This is a genomic window from Bradyrhizobium betae (assembly GCF_050632175.1).
GTDB lineage: Bacteria > Pseudomonadota > Alphaproteobacteria > Rhizobiales > Xanthobacteraceae > Bradyrhizobium > Bradyrhizobium betae_B.
In genome coordinates this window covers 4,533,934-4,557,050 of sequence record NZ_CP192576.1, presented here as the reverse complement: position 1 = coordinate 4,557,050, position 23,117 = coordinate 4,533,934, and the positions used below count along the sequence as shown (strand labels likewise).

The window sequence follows — 23,117 nt, the reverse complement described above, 5'->3', positions numbered from 1 at the left end:
CGGATTTTATTGACTGTTTGCCGGACCGCGTTTATGGAGAACGCCTATCGCGTCCTCCAACGAGGTCCTCCCCGTGAGCATCGACCGGAAAGCAGCCATCGCCGCCTACAAGGAGCGGAAGACCATTGCGGGCATCTTCGTCGTTCGCTGCGCTGCTTCAGGCCAGGCCTGGATCGGCCAGGCGCCGAACCTCGAAACCATCCAGAATCGCATCTGGTTTTCCCTGCGCCAGGGTAATCACACCAGCCGCAGCCTTCAGGCCGCCTGGGACGCGCATGGCGAGGCGGGACTGACGTTTGGCGAATGTGAACGGCTGGAGGATGAGGAGAGCGCCTATGTCAGGCATGCGCTCCTGAAGGAGCGCATGCTGCATTGGCGGGCCGAACTGGAGGCCGAGGCGATCTGACGCTCTCAGTGCCCCTCGAACGTCATCAGCGTACGCACCGGCACGTCCATGGCGCGCAGCTTCGCGGCGCCGCCGAGCTCGGGCAGGTCGATGATGAAGCAGGCCGCGACGACGTTGGCGCCGATCTGCCGCAACAGCTTCACCGCGCCTTCCGCGGTGCCGCCGGTGGCGACGAGGTCGTCGACCAGGATCACGCGCTCGCCGGGCGAGATGGCGTCGACATGCATCTCCATCTCGTCGATGCCATATTCCAACGAATAGGCGATCCGCACGGTGGTGTGCGGCAGCTTGCCTTTCTTGCGGATCGGCACGAAGCCGGCCGAGAGCTGGTGCGCCACCGCGCCGCCGATGATGAAGCCGCGCGCTTCCATGCCGGCGACCTTGTCGATCTTGTTGCCGGCCCAGGGATTGACGAGTTCGTCCACCGCGCGGCGGAACGCGCGCGCGTCCGCAAGCAGTGTGGTGATATCGCGGAACTGGATCCCCGGCTTGGGATAGTCGGGGATGGTGCGGACGCTCGCCTTCAGATCAAAGGTCATTCGTGCCTCTCAATTGGCCGGCGCATCGAGCCGGAACGCATTCTCAACGATACGCAAGCCCACCTCGTTGCCGAGCGACATCAGCGATTCCGGGTGGAATTGCACGCCCGCGACCGGCAGGGTCTTGTGCTCGAGCGCCATGGCGACGCCGTCCTCGGTGCTGGCAGTGACGCTCAACACCTCCGGCATGCTGTCGCGCTCGACAAAGAGCGAGTGGTAGCGGCCGATGACGATCTCGTTCGGCAGATTGCGCATCAGGCGCCCGCCGCGTACCTGCACCCGCGAGGGCCGGCCATGGGCGGGATGGGTGAGCTGCCCGAGCTCGCCGCCGAAATATTCGCCGATCGCCTGCACGCCGAGGCAGACGCCGAACACCGGCAGCTTGTTCTCCAGCGCCGCATCGATGGTCTTCTTGATCCCGAAATCTTCCGGACGCCCCGGGCCCGGCGACAGCACCAGCAAGTCCCACCTCTTCTGCCTGAGCATGTCCAGCGCATGCACATGCCGGACCACGGTGACCTCCGCGCCGACCTGACGGAAATAATCGGCAAGCATGTGCACGAAACTGTCGTCGTGGTCGATCAGCAGCACCCGCTTGCCCGAACCCGTGGCGTCAGGCGCAAAAGCCGACAGCGGCTTCGGCGGATCGCCGCGTAGCGCCTGGAACAGCGCCGCAGCCTTGACCTGGCATTCGCGGTCTTCCGCCGCGGGATCGGAGTCGAACAGGCACGTGGCGCCGACGCGGACTTCGGCGAGACCGTCTTTCATACGGATGGTGCGGATGGTGAGACCGGTGTTGATGCTGCCGTCGAAATTCACCGCGCCGATCGCACCGGCATACCAGCGCCGCGGCGAACGTTCGTGATCCTCGACGAACTGCATCGCCCAGAGTTTTGGCGCGCCTGTGACGGTGACGGCCCAGGCATGGGTGAGGAAGGCATCGAGCGCGTCGAAGCCGGGACGCAGCATGCCCTCGACATGATCGACGGTGTGGAACAGTTTCGAGTAGGTCTCGATCTGGCGCCGCGCCAGCACCTTGATCGTGCCGGGCACGCAGACGCGCGCCTTGTCGTTGCGGTCGACGTCGGTGCACATGTTCAGCTCGAACTCGTCCTTCTCCGAGTTCAGGAGCTGGCGGATCTGCTCGGCGTCGCCGATCGCATCACTGCCGCGCGCGATGGTGCCCGAGATCGGGCAGGTCTCGACGCGGCGGCCGTCGGACCGCACGAACATTTCGGGCGAAGCCGAGACGAGAAACTCGCCCTCGCCGAGATTCATCAGCGCGCCGTAGGGCGACGGGTTGATGATGCAAAGCCGCTGGAACACTTCCGCCGGCGAGCGGTCGCAGGGCTCGGCGAAAAGCTGGCCGGGCACGGCCTCGAACAGATCGCCGCGCGCGAAGGCCGCGCGTGCGGTCTCGACCGTCGCTTGATATTCGCCGGGCGCGTGATCGGCAAAGCCTTGGCGCGGCGTCTTCTGGTACGGGCTTTCGGCCGTTTCGTGCGGCAGGCCTGCGGTGGATTTGCCCTTCCAGGCGAAATCGTAGGTCAGCACCACGCCGCGACCGGTGGCACGGTCGTAGGCGAGCAGCCGATCGGGCACGTAGAGCACGATGTCGCGCTGGTCCTGTTCGCGCGGGCGCTTCTGCACGAGATCCTCGATCTGGAACACGAGGTCGTAGGCGAAGGCGCCGAACAGCCCGAGCAGCCCGTCGTCACTGGCGGAGAAGGCGGCGACGATGTCGCGCACCAGCGACATCACGCTGGCGCGCCGGGTACGCTGGTCTTCTTCGACCGGCGCATCGCCGCGAATGATGTGGCCTGCGAGCCGCGATGCGGTCTTCTCGGAGATCACCACGCAGGGCTCGCGCAGGACATCCGCCAGGAAGGCGATCAGCACCTGCCCGCGCTCATTCAACGCTTCCAGCCTGAAATCGAAGCCAACGGTCTCCAGCTTGAGAGGCGGGTCGGAGAAGCCGAGGTCGAAGCTCTCGTAGCGGCCGGGCACGGTCGTGCCCGAGGACAGCACCACGCCGCGGCGGCGATCGAGCAGACTGACGAGGTCGTCGAGCCGGTTGGCGCCGCCGGTGAACTGCTCCGCCACGCGCGTGATCGCGAGACCTGCGCGGGTCACGTAATCGCTTCGGGCCGGAAGAGCAAAGACTGTCCTGTTCATGTCGTCCTCTTACGAAACTTGCCGAGGGAACGCCACACAGGACAAACGAGAAGGCCGCCGCGCTGTGCAGGCGACCTCAGACGATTTGGGAAAGGAAAATCGCACCGGCCACCTCTTCAGGAGGTGCGCCACCAAAGACGGGTTGGGCGGACGACGGTGCTCATGGCCGGATACTCACCATGGCGCGGGAGCGGCGTCAAGGGTGGGGAGCCGGTGCCGTAGGCCGGATGGAGCGAAGCGCAATCCGGGGTTCGTGCGACGACGAGACAACGCCGAATTACACTTCGCTCCATCCTGGCGACAAAGCTCCCCTACCCCAGATGTTTCCGGAAAAACTCCGTCGCCCTGCCCCAGGCGAGTTCGGCGGCTTCGCGGTCGTGCACGGACTGGCGCTGCTCGTTGACGAAGGCGTGTTCGGCGTCATAGCGGAACAGCTCCAGTGACTTGCCGGCGGCCTTCATCGCCTTTTCGAAGCCGTTGACCAGCTCCGGCGTGCACCAGTCGTCCTTGTTGGCGAAATGGGCCTGGAGCGGGATCTTGACGTCGGCGGGCTTGGCCGCCTGCTCCGGCGGGATGCCGTAGAACACGACACCGGCTGACAGCTCCGGCACATGCACCGAGCCGATGATCGTGACGGCGCCGCCGAGGCAGAAGCCAGTCAGCCCGACCTTGGCGCCGTTGCGCGACAGGTATTGCGTGGCGCCGCGCACGGTCTGCATGGTGGCGTCCATGAAGTCGAGCGAGTTCATCTCTTTGCCGGCGGCGTCCGTGTCGTGATACGGCACCACCTTGCCCTTGTAGAGATCGGGCGCCAGCGCATCGAAACCGGCCAGCGCAAAGCGATCGCACAGACCCTTGATCTGGTCCGACAGGCCCCACCATTCCTGGATCACGACGACGCCCGGCGCATTGCCGCGAGCGGCGTTGGCGAGATAGCCCGACGCGTCCTTGCCGTCCGGGCGCTTGAAGGTGATCGCGGTTCCCATGGTGTCCTCCGACGATTGGTGGGGAGCAGTTGCAGCTATTTTGGCTGTTGCAAGCACGATAGGCAATCGCGCCGGACAACACACGCGCGTGTGCAACAAAAAAGCCCCCTCGCGGGGGCTTTTCCGGTTCTCGTCGCGCGCCGCTCAGTGCGAGCTGGCCCAGACCTTCTTCTTGGTGAAGTACATCAGGCCGGCGAAGATGAGCAGGAAGATGAAGACCTGGAAGCCGAGGCGCTTGCGCGCTTCCATGTGCGGTTCGGCGGTCCACATCAGGAACGTGGTAACGTCCTTCGAGTATTGCGCGACCGTGGTCGGAGACCCATCGTCATAAGTCACCTGGCCGTCGCTGAGCGGCTTCGGCATCTTGATGGCGTGGCCCGGGAAGTACTTGTTGTAGTAGGACCCCTCCGGAATGGTCACACCCTCCGGCACGTGATCGTCAAAGCCCTGCAGCACCGCCGAGACGTAGTCCGGGCCCTGCTCCTGGTACTGGGTGAAGAAGTCGAAGATGAACCAGGGGAAGCCGCGGCCGTAAGACCGCGCCTTGGTGATCAGCGACAAATCGGGCGGCGCCGCTCCGCCGTTGGCCGCACGGGCCGCCTGCTCGTTCGGGAATGGCGAGGGGAAATAGTCCGCAGGCCGGCCCGGACGCTCGAACATGTCACCGGAATCGTTCGGGCCGTCCTTGACCTTGTACTCGGAGGCGAAGGCCGCCGCCTGCGCGACCGAATAGCCGGGCCCGCCGGCTTCCGCCAGGTTGCGGAAGGCGATGTAGGACAGGCCATGGCAGCTGGAGCAGACTTCTTTGTAGACCTTCAGGCCGCGCTGGAGCGCACCGCGGTCGTAGTGGCCGAAGGGACCGGCAAACGACCATTTGTTGCCTGGCGGCTTGTCGCTGCCTTCGGAGGCGCGGGCATCCCCGAGGCTGCCGAGCAATAGCGCGCCGGCGGCAACGAGCATGACCGCGACGGACGCGACGGCCTTGCCGCTGTTGGCGAGGATCGCCTCCGAGATCGAGTTCGGCACCGGTCGCGGCGTCTCGATGCGCGAGAGCAGCGGCAGCACGATCAGGAAGTAGGCAAAGTAGCAGATCGTCAGGACCCGGCCGGCGATCACGTAGATGCCTTCCGGCGGCTGCGCACCGAGATAGCCGAGCAGGATGCAGACCGCGACGAAGATCCAGAAGAACTGCTTGGCAAGCGGACGGTACTTCGACGACCGTGTCTTGGCGGCATCGAGCCAGGGCAGGAAAACCAGCACGATGATCGCCGAGAACATCCCGATCACGCCCGCGAGCTTGTTCGGGATCGAGCGCAGGATCGCGTAGAACGGCAGGTAATACCATTCCGGCACGATGTGCGGCGGCGTCACGCCCGGGTTTGCCGGAATGTAGTTGTCGGCGTCGCCGAGATAGTTCGGCATGTAGAAGATGAACCAGGCGTAGAGCAGCAGGAAGCAGGCGACGCCGAAGCCGTCCTTGATGGTGGCATGCGGCGTGAACGGCACCGTGTCCTTTTCCGTCTTCGGCTCGACGCCGTCAGGGTTGTTCTGGCCGGCAACGTGCAGCGCCCAGACGTGGAGCACGACAACGCCCGCGATCAGGAACGGCAGCAGGTAGTGCAGCGAGAAGAAGCGGTTCAGCGTCGGGTTGCCGACCGAATAGCCGCCCCACAGCAGCGTCACGATGCTCTCGCCGACATAGGGGATGGCGGAGAACAAATTGGTGATGACGGTGGCGCCCCAGAAGCTCATCTGGCCCCACGGCAGCACGTAGCCCATGAAGCCCGTCGCCATCATCAGGAGGTAGATAATGACGCCGAGAATCCACAACACCTCGCGCGGCTCCTTGTAGGAGCCGTAATAGAGGCCGCGCAGCATGTGGATGTAGACCGCGAAGAAGAACATCGACGCGCCGCAGGCGTGCATGTTGCGCAGCAGCCAGCCGTAATTGACGTCACGGACGAGCAGCTCGACCGACTTGAAGGCGAGATCGGCATGCGGCGTATAGTGCATCGCCAGGATCACGCCGGTCAGGATCTGCATCCCCAGCATGAAGGAGAGGATGGCGCCGAAGGTCCACCAGTAGTTCAGGTTGCGCGGGGTGGGATAGACGACGAAGGAAGAGTGCATGAGGCCGAGGATCGGCAGGCGCCGTTCGAGCCATTGCAGGGCCGGATTGCTCGGCTGGTAGTCGGATGGTCCGCTCATGATGCGATCCTGAGGAAATAATACGACGAGACGGCGCGAAGCTTCGGACGTGGGTCCGAAGCTCAGCCGATCTGGATTTTGGTGTCGGAAACGAAAGTGTACGGCGGCACCGGCAGGTTCGCGGGCGCGGGCCCCTGACGGATACGGCCGGACGAATCGTACTGCGAACCATGGCAGGGGCAGAAGAACCCGTCGTAATTGCCCTCATGAGCGATCGGGATGCAGCCGAGATGGGTGCAGATGCCGATCACGACCAGCCACTGCTCGTGGCCGGACTTGACCCGGGCCTCGTCGGTCTGCGGATCGGGCAGGCTCGCCACGTTGACGGCGCGCGCCTCGTCGATCTGCTTCTTGGTGCGGTGGCTGATGTAGATCGGCTTGCCGCGCCAGAACACCTTGATGTCCTGCCCCTCGGCGACCGGGCTGAGATCGACCTCGATCGGGGCACCGGCCGCGATGGTCGACGCATCGGGATTCATTTGAGAGATGAAGGGCCAGAGCGCAGCCGCGCCCTACTGCTGCAGCTGCCCCGGTTGCAACGAATAAGAAATCACGGCGTGTCGGATGGTCCGCCGAAGACGCTGTCGTCACGATTCCAACCCTTTCTTCTTATGCTACCGGTGGAACCGCTCCGGAGGCCCCCAAGGTCCCCAGAACAGGCTGCCGGCGCCCGCGGCCCCCGCGGCGGCAGAACTTCACGTGTCCCCACCAAAACAAGGCGAAAACAGCAGTCCAGAATCGTTCTATTGGCACCCTTGCCGGGCGAGCGCAAGCCCGCTAACGGCGGGGAGGCGTGCAATGCACGAATTCCCGCGCCGGCGATGTTTTATTGAGACATTTCCCGCGCTCAACAACCCGCCCGCTCCCCATGCAGATCGCACTTTTCCAACCCGACATCGCCCAGAACACCGGCACGATTCTCAGGCTTTGCGCCTGCCTGGGTATGGCCGCCCATATCATCGAACCGGCGGGCTTCCCCTTCTCCGACCGCCTGTTCCGCCGGGCGGGAATGGATTACCTCGACCATGTCAGCGTGACCCGCCACGATTCCTGGCCGAAATTCGAAGACTGGCGCGCGGCACAGGGCGCCCGGTTGCTGCTGTTCACCACCAAGGCGGCCACCGATTACCGCGATTTTCATTACCAGACGTCGGACATCCTGCTATTCGGACGCGAGAGCGCCGGCGTCACCGAGGCTGTGGTCGAGGCCGCGGATGCGCGGCTGGTGATTCCGATCACGCCGGGGCTGCGGTCGCTCAATGTCGCCATGACCGCGGCGATGGCCGCAGGCGAGGCGCTGCGGCAGCTCCGGAACCCCTCGGGCGCGACGAATTGAGGAGAGACGAGTGAGTTACGCGGTCAAGGAAATCTTCCTGACCCTGCAAGGCGAAGGCGCCCACGCCGGACGCGCGTCGGTATTCTGCCGTTTCGCCGGCTGCAATCTCTGGAGCGGCCGCGAGGCCGACCGCGTGGATGCGATCTGCAAGTTCTGCGACACGGATTTCGTCGGTACCGACGGCACGCTCGGCGGCCGCTATGCCTCCGCCGCGGAACTCGCCGATACGATCGCCGCGCAATGGACGGCCGGGGGCGGCAACCGCTACGTTGTGCTGACCGGCGGCGAGCCGCTGCTGCAGGTCGACGCCGCGCTGGTCGATGCGCTGCACGCGCGCGGCTTCGAGATCGGCGTCGAGACCAATGGCACCATCACTCCGCCGGAGGGCCTCGACTGGATCTGCGTCAGCCCCAAGGGCGGCAGCGAACTCGTCGTGCGCCGCGGTCACGAGCTCAAGCTGGTCTATCCGCAGACGCTCGCCGCACCCGAAGCGTTCGAAGACTTCGCCTTCGAGCGCTTCTCGCTGCAGCCGATGGACGGGCCGGAGGCCGCAGAACATACCGCGCGGGCGATCGACTATTGCCTGCGCCATCCGCAATGGCGGCTGAGCGTGCAGACACATAAATCGCTCGGCATCAGATAGGACATCGACGGACAGATGTGGGAATTGACGAAATCGTTTCGCTTCGAGGCGGCGCATTCACTGTCGGGCACGACGTTCGGGGCCGCCAGCGAAGAGATCCACGGCCACTCCTTCCGCGCCGAGGTGACGGTGCGCGGCACGCCGGACCCCGCGACCGGCATGGTGGTCGATCTCGGCCTCGTCCAGCGCGCGATCGAGGACGTCAGGCTTTCGCTCGACCACAAGTTCCTCAACAAGATCGAGGCGCTCGGCAAGCCGACTCTGGAGAACCTGTCGCGCTTCGTCTGGGAGCGGCTGGCGCATATCGGCAACCTGACCCGCGTCAGCATCCACCGCGACAGTTGCAACGAGAGCTGCACCTATTACGGTCCGCAGGGCTGACGGCATGGTATCGACGATGGACCCGAGCTTGATCGAAGACCGCAAGACCCGCGCCCGCGCCTGGTTCGAATCCTTGCGCGACGACATCTGCGCGAGTTTCGAGCGGCTCGAGGACGACGCACCGCAAGGTCTCTATCCCGGTGAAGCCGGCCGCTTCAAACGCGCGCCCTGGCAACGCACCGATCACAGCGGCGCGGCCGGCGGCGGCGGCGTGATGTCGATGATGTCGGGCCGCCTGTTCGAGAAGGTCGGCGTGCACTGCTCGACCGTGCACGGCGAATTCGCGCCCGAGTTTCGCGCGCAGATCCCGGGCGCTGCCGAAGACCCGCGCTTCTGGGCCTCCGGCATCTCGCTGATCGCGCACATGCGCAATCCGCACGTGCCCGCCGTGCACATGAACACGCGCTTCGTCGTCACCACCAAGGCCTGGTTCGGTGGCGGCGCTGACCTGACGCCGGTGCTGGACCGCCGGCGCACCCAGGACGATGCCGACACGCTCGCCTTCCACGCCGCGATGAAAGCGGCCTGCGACCAGCCGAACGGCATCGCCGACTACGACAAATACAAGAAGTGGTGCGACGAGTATTTCTATCTGCCGCACCGGAAAGAGGCGCGCGGCATTGGCGGGATCTTTTACGACTGGCACGACAGCGGCGACTGGGACGCCGACCTCGCCTTCACGCAGGATGTCGGCCGCGCTTTCCTGAAGATCTACCCCGACATCGTCAGGCGCAATTTCGCAAGCGCCTGGACCGCCGAGGATCGCGAGGAGCAATTGATCCGCCGCGGCCGCTATGTCGAATTCAACCTGCTCTACGACCGCGGCACCATCTTCGGGCTGAAGACCGGCGGCAATGTGGATTCGATCCTTTCGTCGCTGCCGCCGGAGGTGAAATGGCCATGACGACGATGAAGCCTGCACAGAGGCCGCTCCCCCGCGCCATGCTGATCGACATGGACGACACCATCCTGTCGGCCTATGGCCGGCCCGAGATCGCCTGGAACACGATCGCGGAGGAATTTGCCGAGGAACTCGCCCCACTGCCGCCGCGCGAGGTTGCGACCGCGGTGCTCGCCTATGCGCGAGGCTTCTGGGCGAATGCGGGGGCTGCGTGGCGGATGAAGCTTGGCGAGGCGCGGAGGCTCACGGTGCGCGGCGGTTTCGCCGCGCTCGCCGCCAATGGCCACCGCGCCCTCCCCGACGAACTCGCCGATCGCCTCGCCAACCGCTTCACCACCTACCGCGAAGAAGCGATCTTCGTCTTCCCCGGCGCGCATGATGCGATCGACGCCTTCAAGGCGCACGGCGTCAAGCTCGCTCTGGTCACCAACGGCGCCGCCGACATGCAGCGCGCCAAGGTCGAGCGCTTCGAACTGGCGCATCGCTTCGACCACATCCAGATCGAGGGCGAGCACGGCTTCGGCAAGCCGGAGGAGCGCGCCTATCTGCACGCGATGGACACGCTCGGCGTCACGCCTGCGGACACCTGGATGATCGGCGACAATCTGGAATGGGAAGTCGTGACGCCGCAACGCCTCGGCATCTATTCGATCTGGATCGATGTGCATGGCGACGGCCTGCCAGCGGGCTCCACGGTCAAGCCCGACCGCATCATCCGCTCGCTGACCGAACTGGTGCCAAGCCAGGTCTAGCCACGGCCCGACACAAACATCGAAAACAACCCCATGCACAGTAGCCGGCTGCCGCAAAATCAATGGGTTGCCGCGAGCGCAGACGCGGATGCTGATTTTACGAAATCATTTGACGCGTCGGGCAAAACAGGTGCATGATGTCATCATCGCGGCGCATGGGACGGATAAGCCCCTGCGCAACCCATCACGCAGGCGCCATCGCCTCCGTCATGGTCCCGCTCCCGGCCTGAAGCTCTGTTATCGATGTTTCAACAGTCTGGCTGCGGATGCGCGCTGCCGCAGCACATCCACTGATCCCGCAAGTCGTGATCGGCGTGTCATGCCGGCCTGCTAGCTTCTCTCGTCAATCAACCTGAAAGGACCATCCATGGAACTAAAAGCCGGCGATATCGTCATGCTGAAATCCGGCGGCCAGCCGCTCACAGTCGCCGAAGTGAAGGGCGACGACGTGCTCTGTCTCTGGATGGGCGTGGAAGGCGATCTGTTTCGCGAGACCCTGCCGCTCGCCGTGCTCGAGCAGCTGGAAGAGTTGGACGAGGACGACGAGGATGAAGAAGACGACGAAGACGAGGAGTAGGCCGGCCTGAAGGCCGCATCCTCGTTGGATCGGAGTGCTCGACTCCTGCGCACCCGATGTCCGCCATTCCGCCAGTCGCGGCGCGATTGCGGGCATCGCTGCAAGGGCACGAAGGGCCGAAAGGGGACACCTTCATCGTTCGCCTTTTCGTTGCCCGGAAGCGGCTTCGGCCCCCATACAAGACCGGGCGATAACCCAGCCGCATCGCGGCATCTGACGATTTGTCCTCTGTGAGGGCGAGCACAGTCAGCGCGCCTTGCCCTCGGGAGCGCGCTGCTGGTTCGCCGATGGTCCAGGATATCGCGCAAAGCCGTCGTGCAGCAGAGGCACGCAATATTCCCGTGGCCGCAACACAAAATCGTGACGCCCCACGAAAGCGCGACGCGTAACACTACGCGGAATCCCCCGTATCGAAATCTGCGGCCTGCGAACGAGAAGATCGCTGCGCGCCAACAGAATGCGAGGGGTCTCATGAAGGAAGCGTTCAATATCGCCGAGCACGGCGCGGGGTCTTACCGGATGCTGGCGATCTTGAGATGGGTCATGGTCGTCATATTCGTGTCGTTCGGAATGCAGAAATTTACCCCGCAATCGGCGCAAGGCATCGCGCAGTTCATCACCAACAGCCCTTTCATTTCCTGGCTGTCGATATTCGGCTTGAGAGGCGAGGCCTATTTCCTGGGAGTTGCAGAGTTCGTCATTGCCGCGCTGCTTGTGGCGGGCGCGTTCAACCCACTGCTTTCAGCCCTGGGCTCGTTTCTCGGCGTGATGACTTTCGCGATCACATGGTCCTTTTTCTTCACGACACCCGGTGTCGTGACGTGGAGCTTGTCGGCCGATCCGATGGCCTGGAATCTGGCAGGTGAATTCCTGTTCAAGGACATCGTTCTGCTGTGCGTCTGCGTCGTGCTGTTTCTCGCGTCGTTGCCGCGAACGGGACTGTGGTTGCGCACCAACGCTCCGCCTCAGGCTTCTTGCTGAAGTCGTTTTTCCATTCAAAGCCGGCGAGGCCGCGCTTAAACGCGCCGCGGCCACAACAACGGCTTCGCGCTCGAACGATGAATCCATTCACAAAGGAGGCTTGGACAGCATGATCGGAGAAGTGATCGTTATTGGCGACCTGAAATTGCGTCACGATGCGTCTATCGACGAGCACGACAAGCTCGGAGAACGCATGTTTGGCATCGTAAACCAGCTGCCTGGCTTCCTGTCTGTCAAATCGTTCAGATCGGATGACGGCGAGGAATTGACCGTTTTCCGCTTTGCGTCGGAGGACGCACTGGAGGCCTGGCGGACCCATCCCGAGCATGTCGAAACGATGAAGCGCGGGCACGCGGAGTTTTACGTCAGTGGATTCCTGGAAGTTTGCAAGGTTATTCGGGAGGTCGGTCCGTTCGATCATTCGCAACAAGGGTGAACTGCTATCGGACACGAACAACCCTTCCGAACCGCGACGAGGGATGAGCCGCATGCGAGACGGGGGCACCGGGGCCGTCCGCTCAGCCTCTCGGCGGTTCAGAACGTGGTCGTCAGGTTGGTCAGCCACGCCGGCGATGCGTCGACGAGAACCGCTTCCAGCATCTTGTCGGCACCCGTCACGATCAGAAAGCCGATGACCACGAAGAGGAGTCCGAGTGCGGATTTCATGCCGCTGCCGGCCGACAGGAGCGTGCCGCGCCAACGCAACATCGTTTCCCTCGATAGCCAGCCCAGACCCAGCAGTGGAAGCGCCGCTCCGATGCCGAACGCGAGCATGGTCACCGCGACCTGAATGAGGTCCTGCCCCTGTGCCGCGAGCAGCGAAGCTGCGCCAAGCGTGGGTCCGACGCAGGGGCTCCAAACCGCCCCCAAAAGCGCGCCGATCCAGAACTGCCCTGCGAGGCCGCTGGTTCGTTCAGGTGTGAGCCTGCCGTCGGCCCAGTTTCCGAGCGGACCGGCCGCGGCCGCAAGCCTGGCCTGAAGAGGCGGCACCAGCAGTACGGTCCCCACAATCATCACCAGCGCAGCAGCAACGTAACGCAATCGGTCCGCATCGAGCCCGATCGCATGGCCGGCCGTTGCCAGGAACAATCCGATCGCGACGAACGACAGGGACAGCCCGATGGCAAGTGCCAGCGGTCCCCAGCGATGTGCGGAGGCAGCCGTGCCGAGCACGATCGGCAGGATCGGCAGCACGCATGGCGACAGGATCGAAAGGATCCCGGCCAGAAAGGCCAGGATCGGGCTGCTGATCGTCATGTTGACAACTCGAAGCCGCTGCGCGACCGCGTCAGCGAAGCTGAGGGATCAGATCGACTTGGCGGCCAAGCCGAAGATGGAGTCCCGCTTGGTGTCGCCCACGGAACGGCCTTCCTCCTTTTCGCCCTTGAAGGCGATCAAGGTCGATTGCATGCGGGCGCCGAAGCGGTTGACGAGATCCTTCTGGCTGTCGAAGTCGATCACGAAATAGACGAGATTCTTGAACTTGGGATCGGCCCTGAGCTCACTCAGGATCGGCGCCTGCGCCTTGCAGGTCGGGCACCAGGACGCATGGATCGCGATGAGGATCGGTTTTCCGGCCTTTTGGGCATCTGCGAAGGCCTTGGCGTCGAATGTGGGAGCGGTCTCCGCCAGTGCCGGCGACAGGGTCAGCGCTCCGGCGACAAGCGAGGCAATCAGGATCGATCGGCGGTTCAGCATGGTGTTCTCCTTGGTGACCCGGGAGGTACGTCCCGAAGACCGCGAATATTACGGGAAAGCCCGGTATTCATTTTCGCTCCAACCGGTTCGATCGCCGACCGGAAAAGGTTAGCGGCGGTCTAAAAAATTCTTTCCTATCACCGCCCGGCCGGAGAGGTGTATCCAACCGGGGACACATCGGGCTGGACTGCCGAAACATGCCGGGCTGCATCAAGGAAGATCCCCCGTACCCGGGTGCCCCGAGGCTCACTCTGGTCAGCACCGACAGACATCGGAGCTCGCGCGGCCAGTCCGACTGGTCGAAGCTCATGGCCTGCGCCCAGGACGGTGACCGCGATTCCTATCGGGCCCTGCTGACGGAAATCGAGCCGTACATTCGATCGATCGCGATCCGATATCTGAGCCATTCGGCCGACATGGAGGATGCGGTTCAGGACGTCCTGATCACCGTCCATTCCATCAGGCAGACTTACGATCCGAAACGTCCGTTCGGACCTTGGCTGGTCGCCATCGCCAACCGGCGCATCATCGATCGGCTTCGCCGCACGATGCGACACCGGAGCCGCGAGGTCGAATTGTCGGCGGAGCATGAAACCTCGACCGCGGCGCCGGCGAACCTGTTCGGTGACAAGGCGCCCGACCGCACCCTCGTAAGCGCCATCGACAAGCTGCCGCCGGATCAACGCGACGCGATCAGAATGCTGAAGCTCAACGAAATGTCGCTCAAGGAAGCCTCATTGGCCAGCGGCCGGTCTATCGCGGCGTTGAAGGTCGCGACCCATCGCGCCATCAAGAACCTGCGCAAACTGCTGAAAGGCGAGTCCACATGAGGAAGACATCCGACCTCATCGCGGTGCTCGCGGATTCGGCAACCCCGGTTCGCCGCCTGCGTCCGCCATCGGTTCGCGCCGGCATCTGGCTCGCGCTCGCCGCCGCACTGCTGGGACTGCTTTGCCTTGCTCACGGCGTGCGGCCGGACCTGGCGGGCCGATTGCAGCAACCTGTTTTTGTCGTCGGCATGATCGGTACGCTCTCGACCGCCGCCCTTGCCGCACTGGCGGCGTTCAAGCTCGGTGTGCCCGGTAGTTCGCGCCGATGGCTCCTGCTTCCGCTGCCGGCGCTCGCGGTGTGGGTGTCGACGATCGGCTACGGATGCCTGACGGACTGGGTCAGCATGAGCGCCGACGGCGTTCGCATGGGCGAAGCCGTGCGCTGTTTCGCCACCCTGCTGCTGAACAGCATACCGATTTCACTTGCGATGCTGGTCATGCTTCGCCACGCAGCCCCGCTGCGGCCGATGGCCGTGAGCGCGGCCGGAGGGCTGGCGATTGCCGCCATGACGTCGTTTGCGCTGGCGCTGCTCCATGATCTCGATGCAACGATCATGATCCTCATCTGGAATCTCGGCATGGCCGCCTTGATCGCCGGCCTGGCGAGCGCGTTTGGCCTGACCGCACTCGACTGGGTCTCGGCCCGAATCATGCCGGCGCTTCCGTCGCAGCTTGCCAGGCGGCGATGATTTATATTTTGGGCAGCGAACCCTTTTGCGAATTTTGCCCCTCTTGATGTCTGAACCTGACCAAGAGGGCGATCAAATGATGTACTTCAAGACCAATCTTCCCGGACCGGAACGCGCGATCCGCATCGCCATGGGTATCATGGTGGCCGGCCTGGCCTATCTCTACGGGCCGAGCCTCCTGATGACCTGGATCGGTGTCGCCATGGGCATCGTGTTCGCCGTCACCGGTTTCGTCGGGTTTTGTCCGATGTGCGCCATGGTGGGCCGAAGATACATTGGGACCGATACGTGATCGCCGAGCCCAAGCTCGTCGAGGCAGCGTGCGGCGGCGATTCCGCGGCCGTCGAGGAACTGCTCGTCGTGTGCCAGCCGGACCTGCGTCGCTTCGCGCGGCGGACGTGCTCAACCCGCGAGGATGCTGAAGACGCGGTGCAGATTGCGTTGTGGCAGCTCTACCGCAAGATCGGGGCGTTGAGAACGGCAGCCACGTTCGCGTCGTGGCTGTTCCGGATCATCGAGCGTGAATGCTATCGGTTGTATCATGCGCGCGACAAACTGCAGGCGCTCGATGAGACGATGGACGCGGTGCTGCGGCAGGAGCCGCTGCCGCTGGCGCTTCGCAAGGACCTCGTGACGGCCATTGCGGCGCTCCCGGAACCGTATCGCAAGATACTGATCATGCGCGACGTCGACGAGTTGACGGCGCCGGAAACGGCCGAACAACTCGGCATTTCGATCGAGGCCGTCAAGAGCCGCCTGCACAGGGCGCGTTCATTGGTGCGTGAGCACCTGCTCGCCGGCGGATATCTGGCATCGATGACCTGATAGGGAAAGCCGAGGTGACAGTCCGGCAATGCCACCTCAACTCGTTATTTCAGACGGGACCGCGCCGCGCCGGCGCTGGCTCAATTCACCTGCGCGCCCGAGTTCTTCACGATCGGCGTCCACTTCTCCACTTCGCTCGCGACGAAGGCCTTGAAGGCCTCGGGCGTCGAGCCCTGGATGATGAAGCCCTGCGCGGCAAAGTAGTCCTTGATGTCGGGCGACTGCATGGCCTTGTTCACTTCCGCGCTCAGCTTCTCGACCACCTCGGGCGGCGTGCCGGCCGGCGCGAACAAGCCTTGCCAGGACAGCGCCTCGAAACCCTTCAGTCCGGTTTCATCCAGCGTCGGCACATCAGGCAGCAGCGGGTGCCTCGTTTTCGAGGTCACGGCCAGCGCGCGAATTTTTCCGGCCTGGATCTGCGGCATCAGCACCAGGACGTCGCCGAACGTGACCTGGATCTGACCGCCCATGAGGTCGGTGAGCATGGCGGCGCTGCCGCGGTAGGGAACGTGCACCATCGAGACACCAGTCACCTGCTTGTACATCTCGCCGGTGAGATGCATCGACGTGCCGTTGCCGGCCGAGCCGAAACTCAGCGCATCCGGTTTCGACTTCGCCAAAGCGAGAAACTCGGCCGCATTGTTCGCCTTCACCTCGGGGTTGACGGCCAGCACCAGCGGCGCACTCACCATCATCGTCAGCGGCGCGAAGTCCTTGATCACGTCGTAGGGCAATTTGGGGTACAGCGACTGCGCGATGGCGTTGCTGCCGGTGACGCCCGCCAGCAGGGTGTAGCCGTCGGGTGCGGATTTGGCGACGAAGTCGGCGCCTATGGCACCGCCGGCGCCGGGGCGATTGTCGACCACGACCGGCTGGCCCCAGGCGGCGGCGAGCTTGTCTCCCAGACGCCGCGCCAGCACGTCGGTGCTGCCGCCGGGCGCGAACGGCACGACGATGTGGATCGCCTTGTTCGGGTAGGTTGCCTGCGCGTGACCCGGCGCAGGCAGCAGCATCGCGAGGCTGGCGAGCGCCAGCGTCGCACGGCGCGAAATCGGGAAACGGATCATGGGCAACTCCTTGCGGGTGGGATGGCGGAGTCGGCGGGAGCGAGATGCCCCCAGCCGCCTCCGCCGGCGGTTTCGATGATCAGCAGATCGCCGGCGGACCACGCGATGCGGGCGCGCGCAGGCAGGAGCTCGATCGCCCCGTCCACACGCAAGACCCGGGCCACCGAATTTGCACCGGCCTCGCCACCCTGGGCGCCCCGCGCACGGCCGACGTGGCGCTCGCCGCGATAGGCGATCCAGCCTTGCCCTTCGAGCAAGCGATAGGCGCGTCGCACGCCGTCGCCGCCGCACTGCCGGCCGGCGCCGCCGCTGCCGCGGCGGATCTCGTAGCATTCGACACGCAACGGCGCTTCGGCCTCGATCACTTCCACGGGCGTGTTGCGCGCATTGCCGACGTCGGTGGAAACCCCGGCGCGGCCGGGCGCGTCGACGCTGGCGCCGGCGCCGCTGGCAATGATCTCGGTGAACATCCAGCGCCGCCCGTCCGTCCGCGTGCCGCTGAGCGCGAGCACGGTGGCAACGCCGGCATGCGGCGCCACGCCGGTCCCGCTGGCCGCCTGCGACCAGGCACCCAGAATGGCGTTGCACGCAAGCTTCACGGTTGCGGTGCGCGCATTGACCGCCGCCGGCAGCGCCGGATTGACCAGGCTGCCGGCCGGCAGCTTCAGCGTGAGCGGGGCGAGGCAACCGGCATTGTTCGGTGCTTCCGGCGCCAGCGTGCGCATGAAAAACAGGGCCGCCGACAGCATCGCCGCCGGCGAGGCGTTGAGCGGTCCCCGCACCTGCGGCGCGGTTCCATCGAAGTCGATCACCAGCGCATCACCCTGCTTGCGCAAGCTCACCGCGATGGCGACAGGCGCGGTGTCCACGCCGTCGCCGTCGAGTTGATCGCGCCAGCTCCATTCGCCGTCGGGTGCGGCACTCAGGGCCGCGCGGGTCATGCGTTCGGTCTGCGCGATCAGGGCATCGCACACCTCGGGGAAACGGGGGCCGGTGTGACGCGCGATCTGTTTCAACTCGCGCGCGCCTTGCGTCAGCGCCGTCCACTGCGCGTGCAGATCGCCGCGCAAATTGTCGGGCGTGCGCGAATTGGCGGCCAGGATGGCGTCGATGTCTGGCAGAATACCCTCGGCGCTACGCCACCGTACCGGCGGCAGGCGCAGGCCCTCCTGATACACGTCGGTCGCATCCGGCGGGATCGAGCCGGCGGCCATGCCGCCGACATCCTGATGGTGCAGATTGGCCGCCGCCAACGCGATCACGTGGCCGTCGTGGAAAATCGGGTGGACCAAAGCGAGATCCGGCAAATGCGTGCCGCCGGACCAGGGGTCGTTAAGCAGATAGGCGTCGCCCTCCGACATGGTGTGAAGCGGAAAGCGCGCGAGCACGCCTGAAACGGCCGGGATCAGCGATCCCAGCAACAGCGGCAGCGAGCGCGCCTGAGCCAGCAACCGTCCGTCCGGCAGGAACAGCGCCGCGGCACAGTCGCCGCTCTCGCGGGCGATGGACGACACGGCGGCGCGCATCATGCCGTCCTGCATGCGGTCGGCCGTGCCCTGTAGCGCCAAGCGCAGCGGCTCCATCCGGAGCGCGATGGCCTGATCGGGTGCAAGGTCGCCCGCGCGCGACATCAAGCCCTCGCCTCCAGCGTCAGCGTCTGATCCGGCGTGATCCGCCACGACCAGCCCGCCGGCACAAAGGCGGTGGTCATCGGCGTGAACAGTGAATACGGCCCCTCGCCTTGCGGCGGCAGCGAACCCCACGGGCTTCCGCTCGCGGCAAGGCGGACGTCGCCCTCGTCCGGACTGCAGAGCATGCCCAGCGCCGCCATCACGCCTGCGTGCGGCATCACCAGCACGCGGCGCATGCCAGCGAGTTCGGCGATCTCGGCCGCATGCTGCGCACCACCGCCGCCGATGGCGACGAGCACCGCGTCCGCCGGATCGAGGTTGCGCTGGAAGGCATGAGTCTTGAGCGCCTCCGCCATGCCGGCGGCAGCCGCGCTCACGACGGCCTCGGCTGTGCGAGCCACCGACAGACTGAGCGCAGCGGCGACATCGCCGAGCGCGGCTTGCGCGGCGGCACGGTCCAGCGCCATCCCGCCGGCCAATCGGGCCGGCAGTCGGTCCAGCACGCACAGCGCATCGCTCAGCGTCGGCAAGTCACCGCCCAGACCAAAGGCGGCGGGCCCGGGCCAGGCGCCTTGCGAGCGCGGACCGAGGCGCAGCGCGCCGCCCGGCAGCACCGACACGACGCTGCCGCCGCCGATGCCGATGGACGTGATGTCCGCGCAGCGCTGGCGGACCGGCAGGCCGCCGCATTCCAGCGCATCGGTAAAGGTCGGCCTGCCGTCGAGGAGGATGCTGATGTCGGCGCTGGTGCCGCCGATATCCAGAACGATCGCAGGACCGGAGGTTCCGAGGCAGGCCGCCACGCCCTGCAGCGCCGCGCAGGGACCGGACATGGCAAGGCCGATCGGCTGCTCGGCGAGATCGCGCCAAGGGGCAGTGCCGCCGGCCGATCGCATCAGGCGCAGCGCCGGCAGACCGCGCACTTTCAGCGCCTCAGCCAACGCGTGCAGATAATCCGCGGCCAACGGCTTGGCATAGGCGTCCAGCGCCGTGGTCAGCCAGCGTTCGAACTCCCGCGGCTGCGGGTCGACGTCGCTGGACAGGGAGACGTACAGACCCGGGAGGCGCGCCCGCAACGCAGCGCATAGCGCGCGCTCATGCGCCGGATTGCGGTGCGAGAACAACAAGCCGATCGCCAGCGTGCGCACGCTGGCCGCGCGCACCCCATCCGCAATGGCGTCCACGGCCGCGAGATCAAGCGGCTCGACCTCGCGCCCTTCGGCATCGATCCGCCCGCCGATCTCGAAACGCAACGGCTCCGGAAACAGCTTGGCTTCCGGCAAGGCCGGCGCGATCACCGGCTGATACAGCTCCTTGCGGTTCTGGCGCGCCAGGACCGGCACGTCGCGCATGCCGCGCGTCAGCACGAGGGCCACCGGCGGCTCGTTCAACTCCAGCAGCAGATTGGTGATCACGGTGGAGCCGTGCACCACGCGGTCGATGTCGCCGGGCCCGATGCCGGGCTGCGCACACAATTGATCGAGCGCCTCGACGACCGGCTCCGCCAGCCTCCGTCCGGCGCGCGGATGTTTGAGCGCCGTGATGTGCCCGTCGCTGCGCAAGGCCACCGCATCGATGAAGGTGCCACCCATGTCCAAGGCGAGCGACCAGGACGCGTTCAACGGAATCGCTCCGGCGAAAACGGCGTCAAATCCACCTGCGTCGGGCGTCCGGCCACCAGGTGCGCGATCTCGCGGCCGGTCGCCGCACCCATGCACATGCCCATGTGGCCGTGGCCGAAGGCGAGCCAGGCGTTGTCGGCCGCGCGGACCGGACCGACCACGGGAAGGCTGTCCGGATGACAGGGACGATGGCCCATCCAGCGCGTGACGGACGATGTATCGAGGTGCGGGAACAGTTGCTGTCCCTGGCGCAGCAGAGCGTCGGCGCGCGCCATGTTCGGCGGCGCTTTCAGGCCGGCGAATTCAACCGTGCCGGCGAGCCGAAGGCCCATGGCCATCGGGTTGACCATCAGATTGTGCTCCACCGCCATCACGGTGTGGCGCAGGGCCAGGTTCGAGCTCTGCACGGTGACGTGGTAACCGCGCTGGGTCTCCAGCATCACCGGGCTGCCTAGCATTGCTGCCAACGGCCCCGACCAGGCCCCGGCCGCGACCACCACGCCGTCCGCCGCCAGCGGCTCGCCGCGCTCCAATTTCACCGCCGTGACGCGCCGGCCCTGACGCTCGAACCCGCGGACGCGGTCGCCGACGTGACGCGCTCCGTCGGCAATGCAGCGATTGTAGATCGCCTTGACGAGGGCGGACGGGTCGGACGTCGAACCGTTGTCGGGCGCCAGAATGCCGAAGCGAAAACGCCCCTTCAGGTCCGGCTCGAGGCTTTCCAGCTCGTCCTGCTCCACGTCCAGCATCCGCACGCCGAGCGATCGCCGAAGGTTCATGCCCCAGGCCCACTGGGCCGCCGTCTCGCGCGAGGAAAAGACATACAGGCAGCCGCTCCGCCGCACCAACTCGCGCGCATCGGCATGGGCGAGCAGCGGATCGTAGCAATCGAAGATCGGCGCCAGCAGCGAACGCAGCGCGGTGGCGATACGCGTCACCTCTTCGCGCGACGAATGACGCAGCATGCGCAGCAGCCAAGGCGCCACCAGCGGCGCATACGGCCAGCGCACCGTCAACGGCCCCAACGGGTCGAGCAGCCAGCGCGGGACCTTCTTCCACATGCCCGGCATGCCCACCGGCAGGCAGGCGCTGGGCGACAGCGAGCCGGCATTGCCGAACGAGCAGGCTTCGCCCGCGTCCAGCGGATCGACGAACGTCACCGCATGGCCGTCGCGCTGCAGCCAGGCCGCGGTGCACGCGCCGACGATTCCGGTTCCTATGACCACAATGTGCATGGGAGGAATTGTGAAAAATAATTCCCCCATCACACAAGCCAATTCTTTTCATACGATCATCAGGTTTTCTGATAATCGGTCCATTCGCGCGAGGATCTATGATGCGGCCCCCGTTCTCTCCACTCTCAGCCTGCGTCAGATGCGCGCCTTTGCCGCGGTCGCTCGCGCGGGCAGCTTCACCGCGGCGGCGCGGCAGATCAACCTGACGCAGTCGGCCGTCAGCATGCTGGTTCAGCAGCTTGAGGAAACCCTCGGGCTGAAGCTGTTCGACCGCGGCGCGGCCGTGTTGTTGACGGCGGCCGGCGAGCAATTGCTGCCGCTGGCGCGCCGCATCCTGGACGATTTGCAACAGATCGCGGAGGGCGCTTCGGACCTTCGCTCGCTTCGCACTGGCCTGCTCCGTGTGGTCGCGCCGCAGATGCTGGCCTGCACCTGGGTCGCGGCGGTGCTGGGCGAATTCGAGCGGGCCCATCCGGATGTCGGCCTGCGCGTCACCGACGCGATGGCGGACGAGGTGGTGAGCATCGTGCGCCGGGGCGAGGCGGAACTGGGCGTCGGCCCCGAGCGCGCCACCGGCGAGGATGTCACCAGCACGTTCCTGATGGATGTGCCGATCCGCGTGGTCTGCTCGGCGAAGCACCCGCTGGCGCAGCAACGCGCCGTGTCGTGGAAGAAACTGCGCGACGAGCGCTGGGTGATCTATTCCAGCGAGTTCAACCGGCACCTTGAGAGCCTGCTGCATGCGCATGACAGCTCGCTGTCCATGCAGACCGCCGTCGAGGTCAAATATCTGACCACCGCTCTGGCGCTGGTGGGCGTCGGGACCGGCCTTGCCGCCGTTCCCGACTACGGACGGCTGTTCGCGCCGAATTTCGACGTGCGTTTCATCAAGCTGCGCGCGCCGGACATCCGCCGCCGCTACTATATCTATCAACGGCGGGGACTCGTGCTCTCGCCGCCCGCGGAGGCATTCGTCAAGCTGCTGCGCAGCGCGGCCCGCAGCGAGGCATGAAACGACGACGCGCCAATTGCGTTGGACCAAAAGGCTGACTAGGACGTTTGGATGAGCATCGAATCGCCTCCGAGTTGGCCGGTCGTGGACCCACCGCCTTTTGTTCCCGCGCCTCGTCGCCGATGGCCGTTTGCGCTCTTCGTGGCCGTCGTCCTTGCACTCGCAGGCGCAGGGGCGGCTTATGCCTGGCTGAACCCGGGATTGTTCATGCAGCCCGCGGGGCGCGACGCCGCGGAAGCTGACGCCGGCGCCAATGACAGCGCGGTCATGACCGACCTGCTCGCCGCGCAACAGAAGACGGCCGACGACCTGGCGGCGATCGACAGGACCATCGCCAGCCAACAGGAGCAGCTCAAGGCGATCGTCAGTCAACTTGCCGAGCTCAGTTCGAAAATCGAAGCCCTGAAGAGCCCGGCCCCGCAGGCACCGGTCGCACCGTCTGCTTTTCCTGAGCCCACTGTCGCGAGGCCGTCGGCTTCAGTGCCTCCCGTCGCGCCAGCTCCGGCAGCGCGCGTCGTCCCGAAGCAAAAGAAGCCACCGCGCGCAACGACCCCGACGGGTCCGATATCGGTCGGAGGAGCGCCGCTGAACGTGGCGCCCGACGCGACTGTGCGCTGAGCCGG

25 protein-coding genes and 1 pseudogene are annotated in these 23,117 nt (G+C 65.5%); 15 read left to right on the top strand and 11 right to left on the bottom strand.

The window, feature by feature from the left end:
• The first annotated feature begins 73 nt into the window (after window positions 1–73).
• Window positions 74–406 carry a GIY-YIG nuclease family protein gene (locus ACQ86E_RS21985; protein ID WP_431201775.1) on the top strand — a complete coding sequence of 111 codons (333 nt, stop codon included), beginning with the start codon at window positions 74–76 and terminating at the stop codon, window positions 404–406.
• 5 nt (window positions 407–411) lie between these two features.
• Here the strand turns inward: ACQ86E_RS21985 and ACQ86E_RS21980 are convergent, their stop codons facing one another.
• The 5 genes and pseudogenes from ACQ86E_RS21980 to petA all read right to left on the bottom strand — a co-directional run bounded on the left by ACQ86E_RS21980 (window position 412) and on the right by petA (window position 6,905).
• The gene (locus ACQ86E_RS21980; RefSeq protein WP_431201774.1) at window positions 412–945 is read right to left on the bottom strand and encodes an adenine phosphoribosyltransferase; all 534 of its coding nucleotides are present in this window, start codon (window positions 943–945) and stop codon (window positions 412–414) included.
• Window positions 946–954: 9 nt separating this feature from the next.
• Entirely contained in the window at window positions 955–3,120 is a 2,166-nt protein-coding gene (locus ACQ86E_RS21975; RefSeq protein WP_431201773.1) for an anthranilate synthase component I, read from the bottom strand.
• A 311-nt stretch (window positions 3,121–3,431) separates the two neighbouring features.
• Window positions 3,432–4,106, bottom strand: a complete 675-nt coding sequence (locus ACQ86E_RS21970) for a dienelactone hydrolase family protein (RefSeq protein ID WP_431201772.1) — start codon at window positions 4,104–4,106, stop codon at window positions 3,432–3,434.
• Window positions 4,107–4,250: 144 nt separating this feature from the next.
• A complete protein-coding gene (fbcH, locus tag ACQ86E_RS21965) occupies window positions 4,251–6,314 on the bottom strand; it encodes a cytochrome b/c1 (RefSeq protein ID WP_431201771.1) in 2,064 nt (687 codons plus the stop codon).
• Between the two features lie 62 nt (window positions 6,315–6,376).
• Window positions 6,377–6,905 (bottom strand): annotated as a pseudogene (gene petA / locus ACQ86E_RS21960) (ubiquinol-cytochrome c reductase iron-sulfur subunit).
• 277 nt (window positions 6,906–7,182) lie between these two features.
• Between petA and ACQ86E_RS21955 the strand changes: the two are divergent.
• The 8 genes from ACQ86E_RS21955 to ACQ86E_RS21920 all read left to right on the top strand — a co-directional run bounded on the left by ACQ86E_RS21955 (window position 7,183) and on the right by ACQ86E_RS21920 (window position 12,321).
• Window positions 7,183–7,650: a tRNA (cytidine(34)-2'-O)-methyltransferase gene (locus ACQ86E_RS21955; RefSeq protein ID WP_431201770.1), complete on the top strand. Its 468-nt coding sequence runs from the start codon at window positions 7,183–7,185 to the stop codon at window positions 7,648–7,650.
• 10 nt (window positions 7,651–7,660) lie between these two features.
• Window positions 7,661–8,293, top strand: a complete 633-nt coding sequence (gene queE, locus ACQ86E_RS21950; protein ID WP_431201769.1) for a 7-carboxy-7-deazaguanine synthase — start codon at window positions 7,661–7,663, stop codon at window positions 8,291–8,293.
• Between the two features lie 15 nt (window positions 8,294–8,308).
• Complete coding sequence (locus tag ACQ86E_RS21945) at window positions 8,309–8,674, top strand: 6-pyruvoyl trahydropterin synthase family protein (RefSeq protein WP_431201768.1); 366 nt, start codon at window positions 8,309–8,311, stop codon at window positions 8,672–8,674.
• Window positions 8,675–8,690: 16 nt separating this feature from the next.
• On the top strand, window positions 8,691–9,578 hold the full coding sequence (gene hemF / locus ACQ86E_RS21940) for an oxygen-dependent coproporphyrinogen oxidase (protein ID WP_431206532.1): 888 nt from the start codon (window positions 8,691–8,693) through the stop codon (window positions 9,576–9,578).
• Window positions 9,569–10,327: an HAD family hydrolase gene (locus ACQ86E_RS21935; protein ID WP_431201767.1), complete on the top strand. Its 759-nt coding sequence runs from the start codon at window positions 9,569–9,571 to the stop codon at window positions 10,325–10,327. The genes hemF and ACQ86E_RS21935 overlap by 10 nt, the downstream gene beginning before the upstream one ends.
• Before the next feature lie 367 nt (window positions 10,328–10,694).
• Window positions 10,695–10,904 carry a DUF2158 domain-containing protein gene (locus ACQ86E_RS21930; protein WP_166474320.1) on the top strand — a complete coding sequence of 70 codons (210 nt, stop codon included), beginning with the start codon at window positions 10,695–10,697 and terminating at the stop codon, window positions 10,902–10,904.
• A 471-nt stretch (window positions 10,905–11,375) separates the two neighbouring features.
• The gene (locus ACQ86E_RS21925) at window positions 11,376–11,885 is read left to right on the top strand and encodes a YkgB family protein (RefSeq protein WP_431201766.1); all 510 of its coding nucleotides are present in this window, start codon (window positions 11,376–11,378) and stop codon (window positions 11,883–11,885) included.
• A gap of 109 nt (window positions 11,886–11,994) precedes the next feature.
• Window positions 11,995–12,321, top strand: a complete 327-nt coding sequence (locus ACQ86E_RS21920; RefSeq protein WP_431201765.1) for an antibiotic biosynthesis monooxygenase family protein — start codon at window positions 11,995–11,997, stop codon at window positions 12,319–12,321.
• 98 nt (window positions 12,322–12,419) lie between these two features.
• Here the strand turns inward: ACQ86E_RS21920 and ACQ86E_RS21915 are convergent, their stop codons facing one another.
• Entirely contained in the window at window positions 12,420–13,142 is a 723-nt protein-coding gene (locus tag ACQ86E_RS21915; protein ID WP_431201764.1) for a cytochrome c biogenesis CcdA family protein, read from the bottom strand.
• 48 nt (window positions 13,143–13,190) lie between these two features.
• Window positions 13,191–13,583 (bottom strand): thioredoxin family protein, encoded by a 393-nt coding sequence (locus ACQ86E_RS21910; RefSeq protein ID WP_431201763.1) that lies wholly within the window; start codon window positions 13,581–13,583, stop codon window positions 13,191–13,193.
• A gap of 197 nt (window positions 13,584–13,780) precedes the next feature.
• Here ACQ86E_RS21910 and ACQ86E_RS21905 point away from each other — a divergent pair, with 197 nt between their 5' ends.
• From ACQ86E_RS21905 to ACQ86E_RS21890, 4 genes are all read left to right on the top strand, one after another.
• A complete protein-coding gene (locus ACQ86E_RS21905) occupies window positions 13,781–14,413 on the top strand; it encodes an RNA polymerase sigma factor (protein ID WP_431201762.1) in 633 nt (210 codons plus the stop codon).
• Complete coding sequence (locus ACQ86E_RS21900; RefSeq protein WP_431201761.1) at window positions 14,410–15,102, top strand: NrsF family protein; 693 nt, start codon at window positions 14,410–14,412, stop codon at window positions 15,100–15,102. The genes ACQ86E_RS21905 and ACQ86E_RS21900 overlap by 4 nt, the downstream gene beginning before the upstream one ends.
• A gap of 76 nt (window positions 15,103–15,178) precedes the next feature.
• Window positions 15,179–15,394: a YgaP family membrane protein gene (locus tag ACQ86E_RS21895; protein ID WP_431201760.1), complete on the top strand. Its 216-nt coding sequence runs from the start codon at window positions 15,179–15,181 to the stop codon at window positions 15,392–15,394.
• Window positions 15,391–15,927: an RNA polymerase sigma factor gene (locus ACQ86E_RS21890; protein WP_431201759.1), complete on the top strand. Its 537-nt coding sequence runs from the start codon at window positions 15,391–15,393 to the stop codon at window positions 15,925–15,927. The genes ACQ86E_RS21895 and ACQ86E_RS21890 overlap by 4 nt, the downstream gene beginning before the upstream one ends.
• An 80-nt stretch (window positions 15,928–16,007) precedes the next feature.
• Here ACQ86E_RS21890 and ACQ86E_RS21885 read toward each other — a convergent pair whose 3' ends face one another.
• The 4 genes from ACQ86E_RS21885 to ACQ86E_RS21870 are packed head-to-tail and all read right to left on the bottom strand — an operon-like array spanning window position 16,008 to window position 21,482.
• Window positions 16,008–16,994, bottom strand: a complete 987-nt coding sequence (locus tag ACQ86E_RS21885; RefSeq protein WP_431201758.1) for a Bug family tripartite tricarboxylate transporter substrate binding protein — start codon at window positions 16,992–16,994, stop codon at window positions 16,008–16,010.
• A complete protein-coding gene (locus ACQ86E_RS21880; protein WP_431201757.1) occupies window positions 16,991–18,625 on the bottom strand; it encodes a hydantoinase B/oxoprolinase family protein in 1,635 nt (544 codons plus the stop codon). Before ACQ86E_RS21880 ends, ACQ86E_RS21885 begins: the two co-directional genes overlap by 4 nt.
• A complete protein-coding gene (locus ACQ86E_RS21875) occupies window positions 18,625–20,247 on the bottom strand; it encodes a hydantoinase/oxoprolinase family protein (protein ID WP_431201756.1) in 1,623 nt (540 codons plus the stop codon). The genes ACQ86E_RS21880 and ACQ86E_RS21875 overlap by 1 nt, the downstream gene beginning before the upstream one ends.
• Window positions 20,244–21,482 (bottom strand): NAD(P)/FAD-dependent oxidoreductase, encoded by a 1,239-nt coding sequence (locus ACQ86E_RS21870; protein WP_431201755.1) that lies wholly within the window; start codon window positions 21,480–21,482, stop codon window positions 20,244–20,246. Before ACQ86E_RS21870 ends, ACQ86E_RS21875 begins: the two co-directional genes overlap by 4 nt.
• Between ACQ86E_RS21870 and ACQ86E_RS21865 the strand changes: the two genes are divergently transcribed.
• Window positions 21,439–22,494 carry a LysR family transcriptional regulator gene (locus tag ACQ86E_RS21865; RefSeq protein WP_431201754.1) on the top strand — a complete coding sequence of 352 codons (1,056 nt, stop codon included), beginning with the start codon at window positions 21,439–21,441 and terminating at the stop codon, window positions 22,492–22,494. The two genes, ACQ86E_RS21870 and ACQ86E_RS21865, sit on opposite strands and share 44 nt — an antisense overlap.
• A gap of 51 nt (window positions 22,495–22,545) precedes the next feature.
• Window positions 22,546–23,112 (top strand): hypothetical protein, encoded by a 567-nt coding sequence (locus tag ACQ86E_RS21860; RefSeq protein WP_431201753.1) that lies wholly within the window; start codon window positions 22,546–22,548, stop codon window positions 23,110–23,112.
• The last annotated feature ends 5 nt before the right edge of the window (window positions 23,113–23,117 follow it).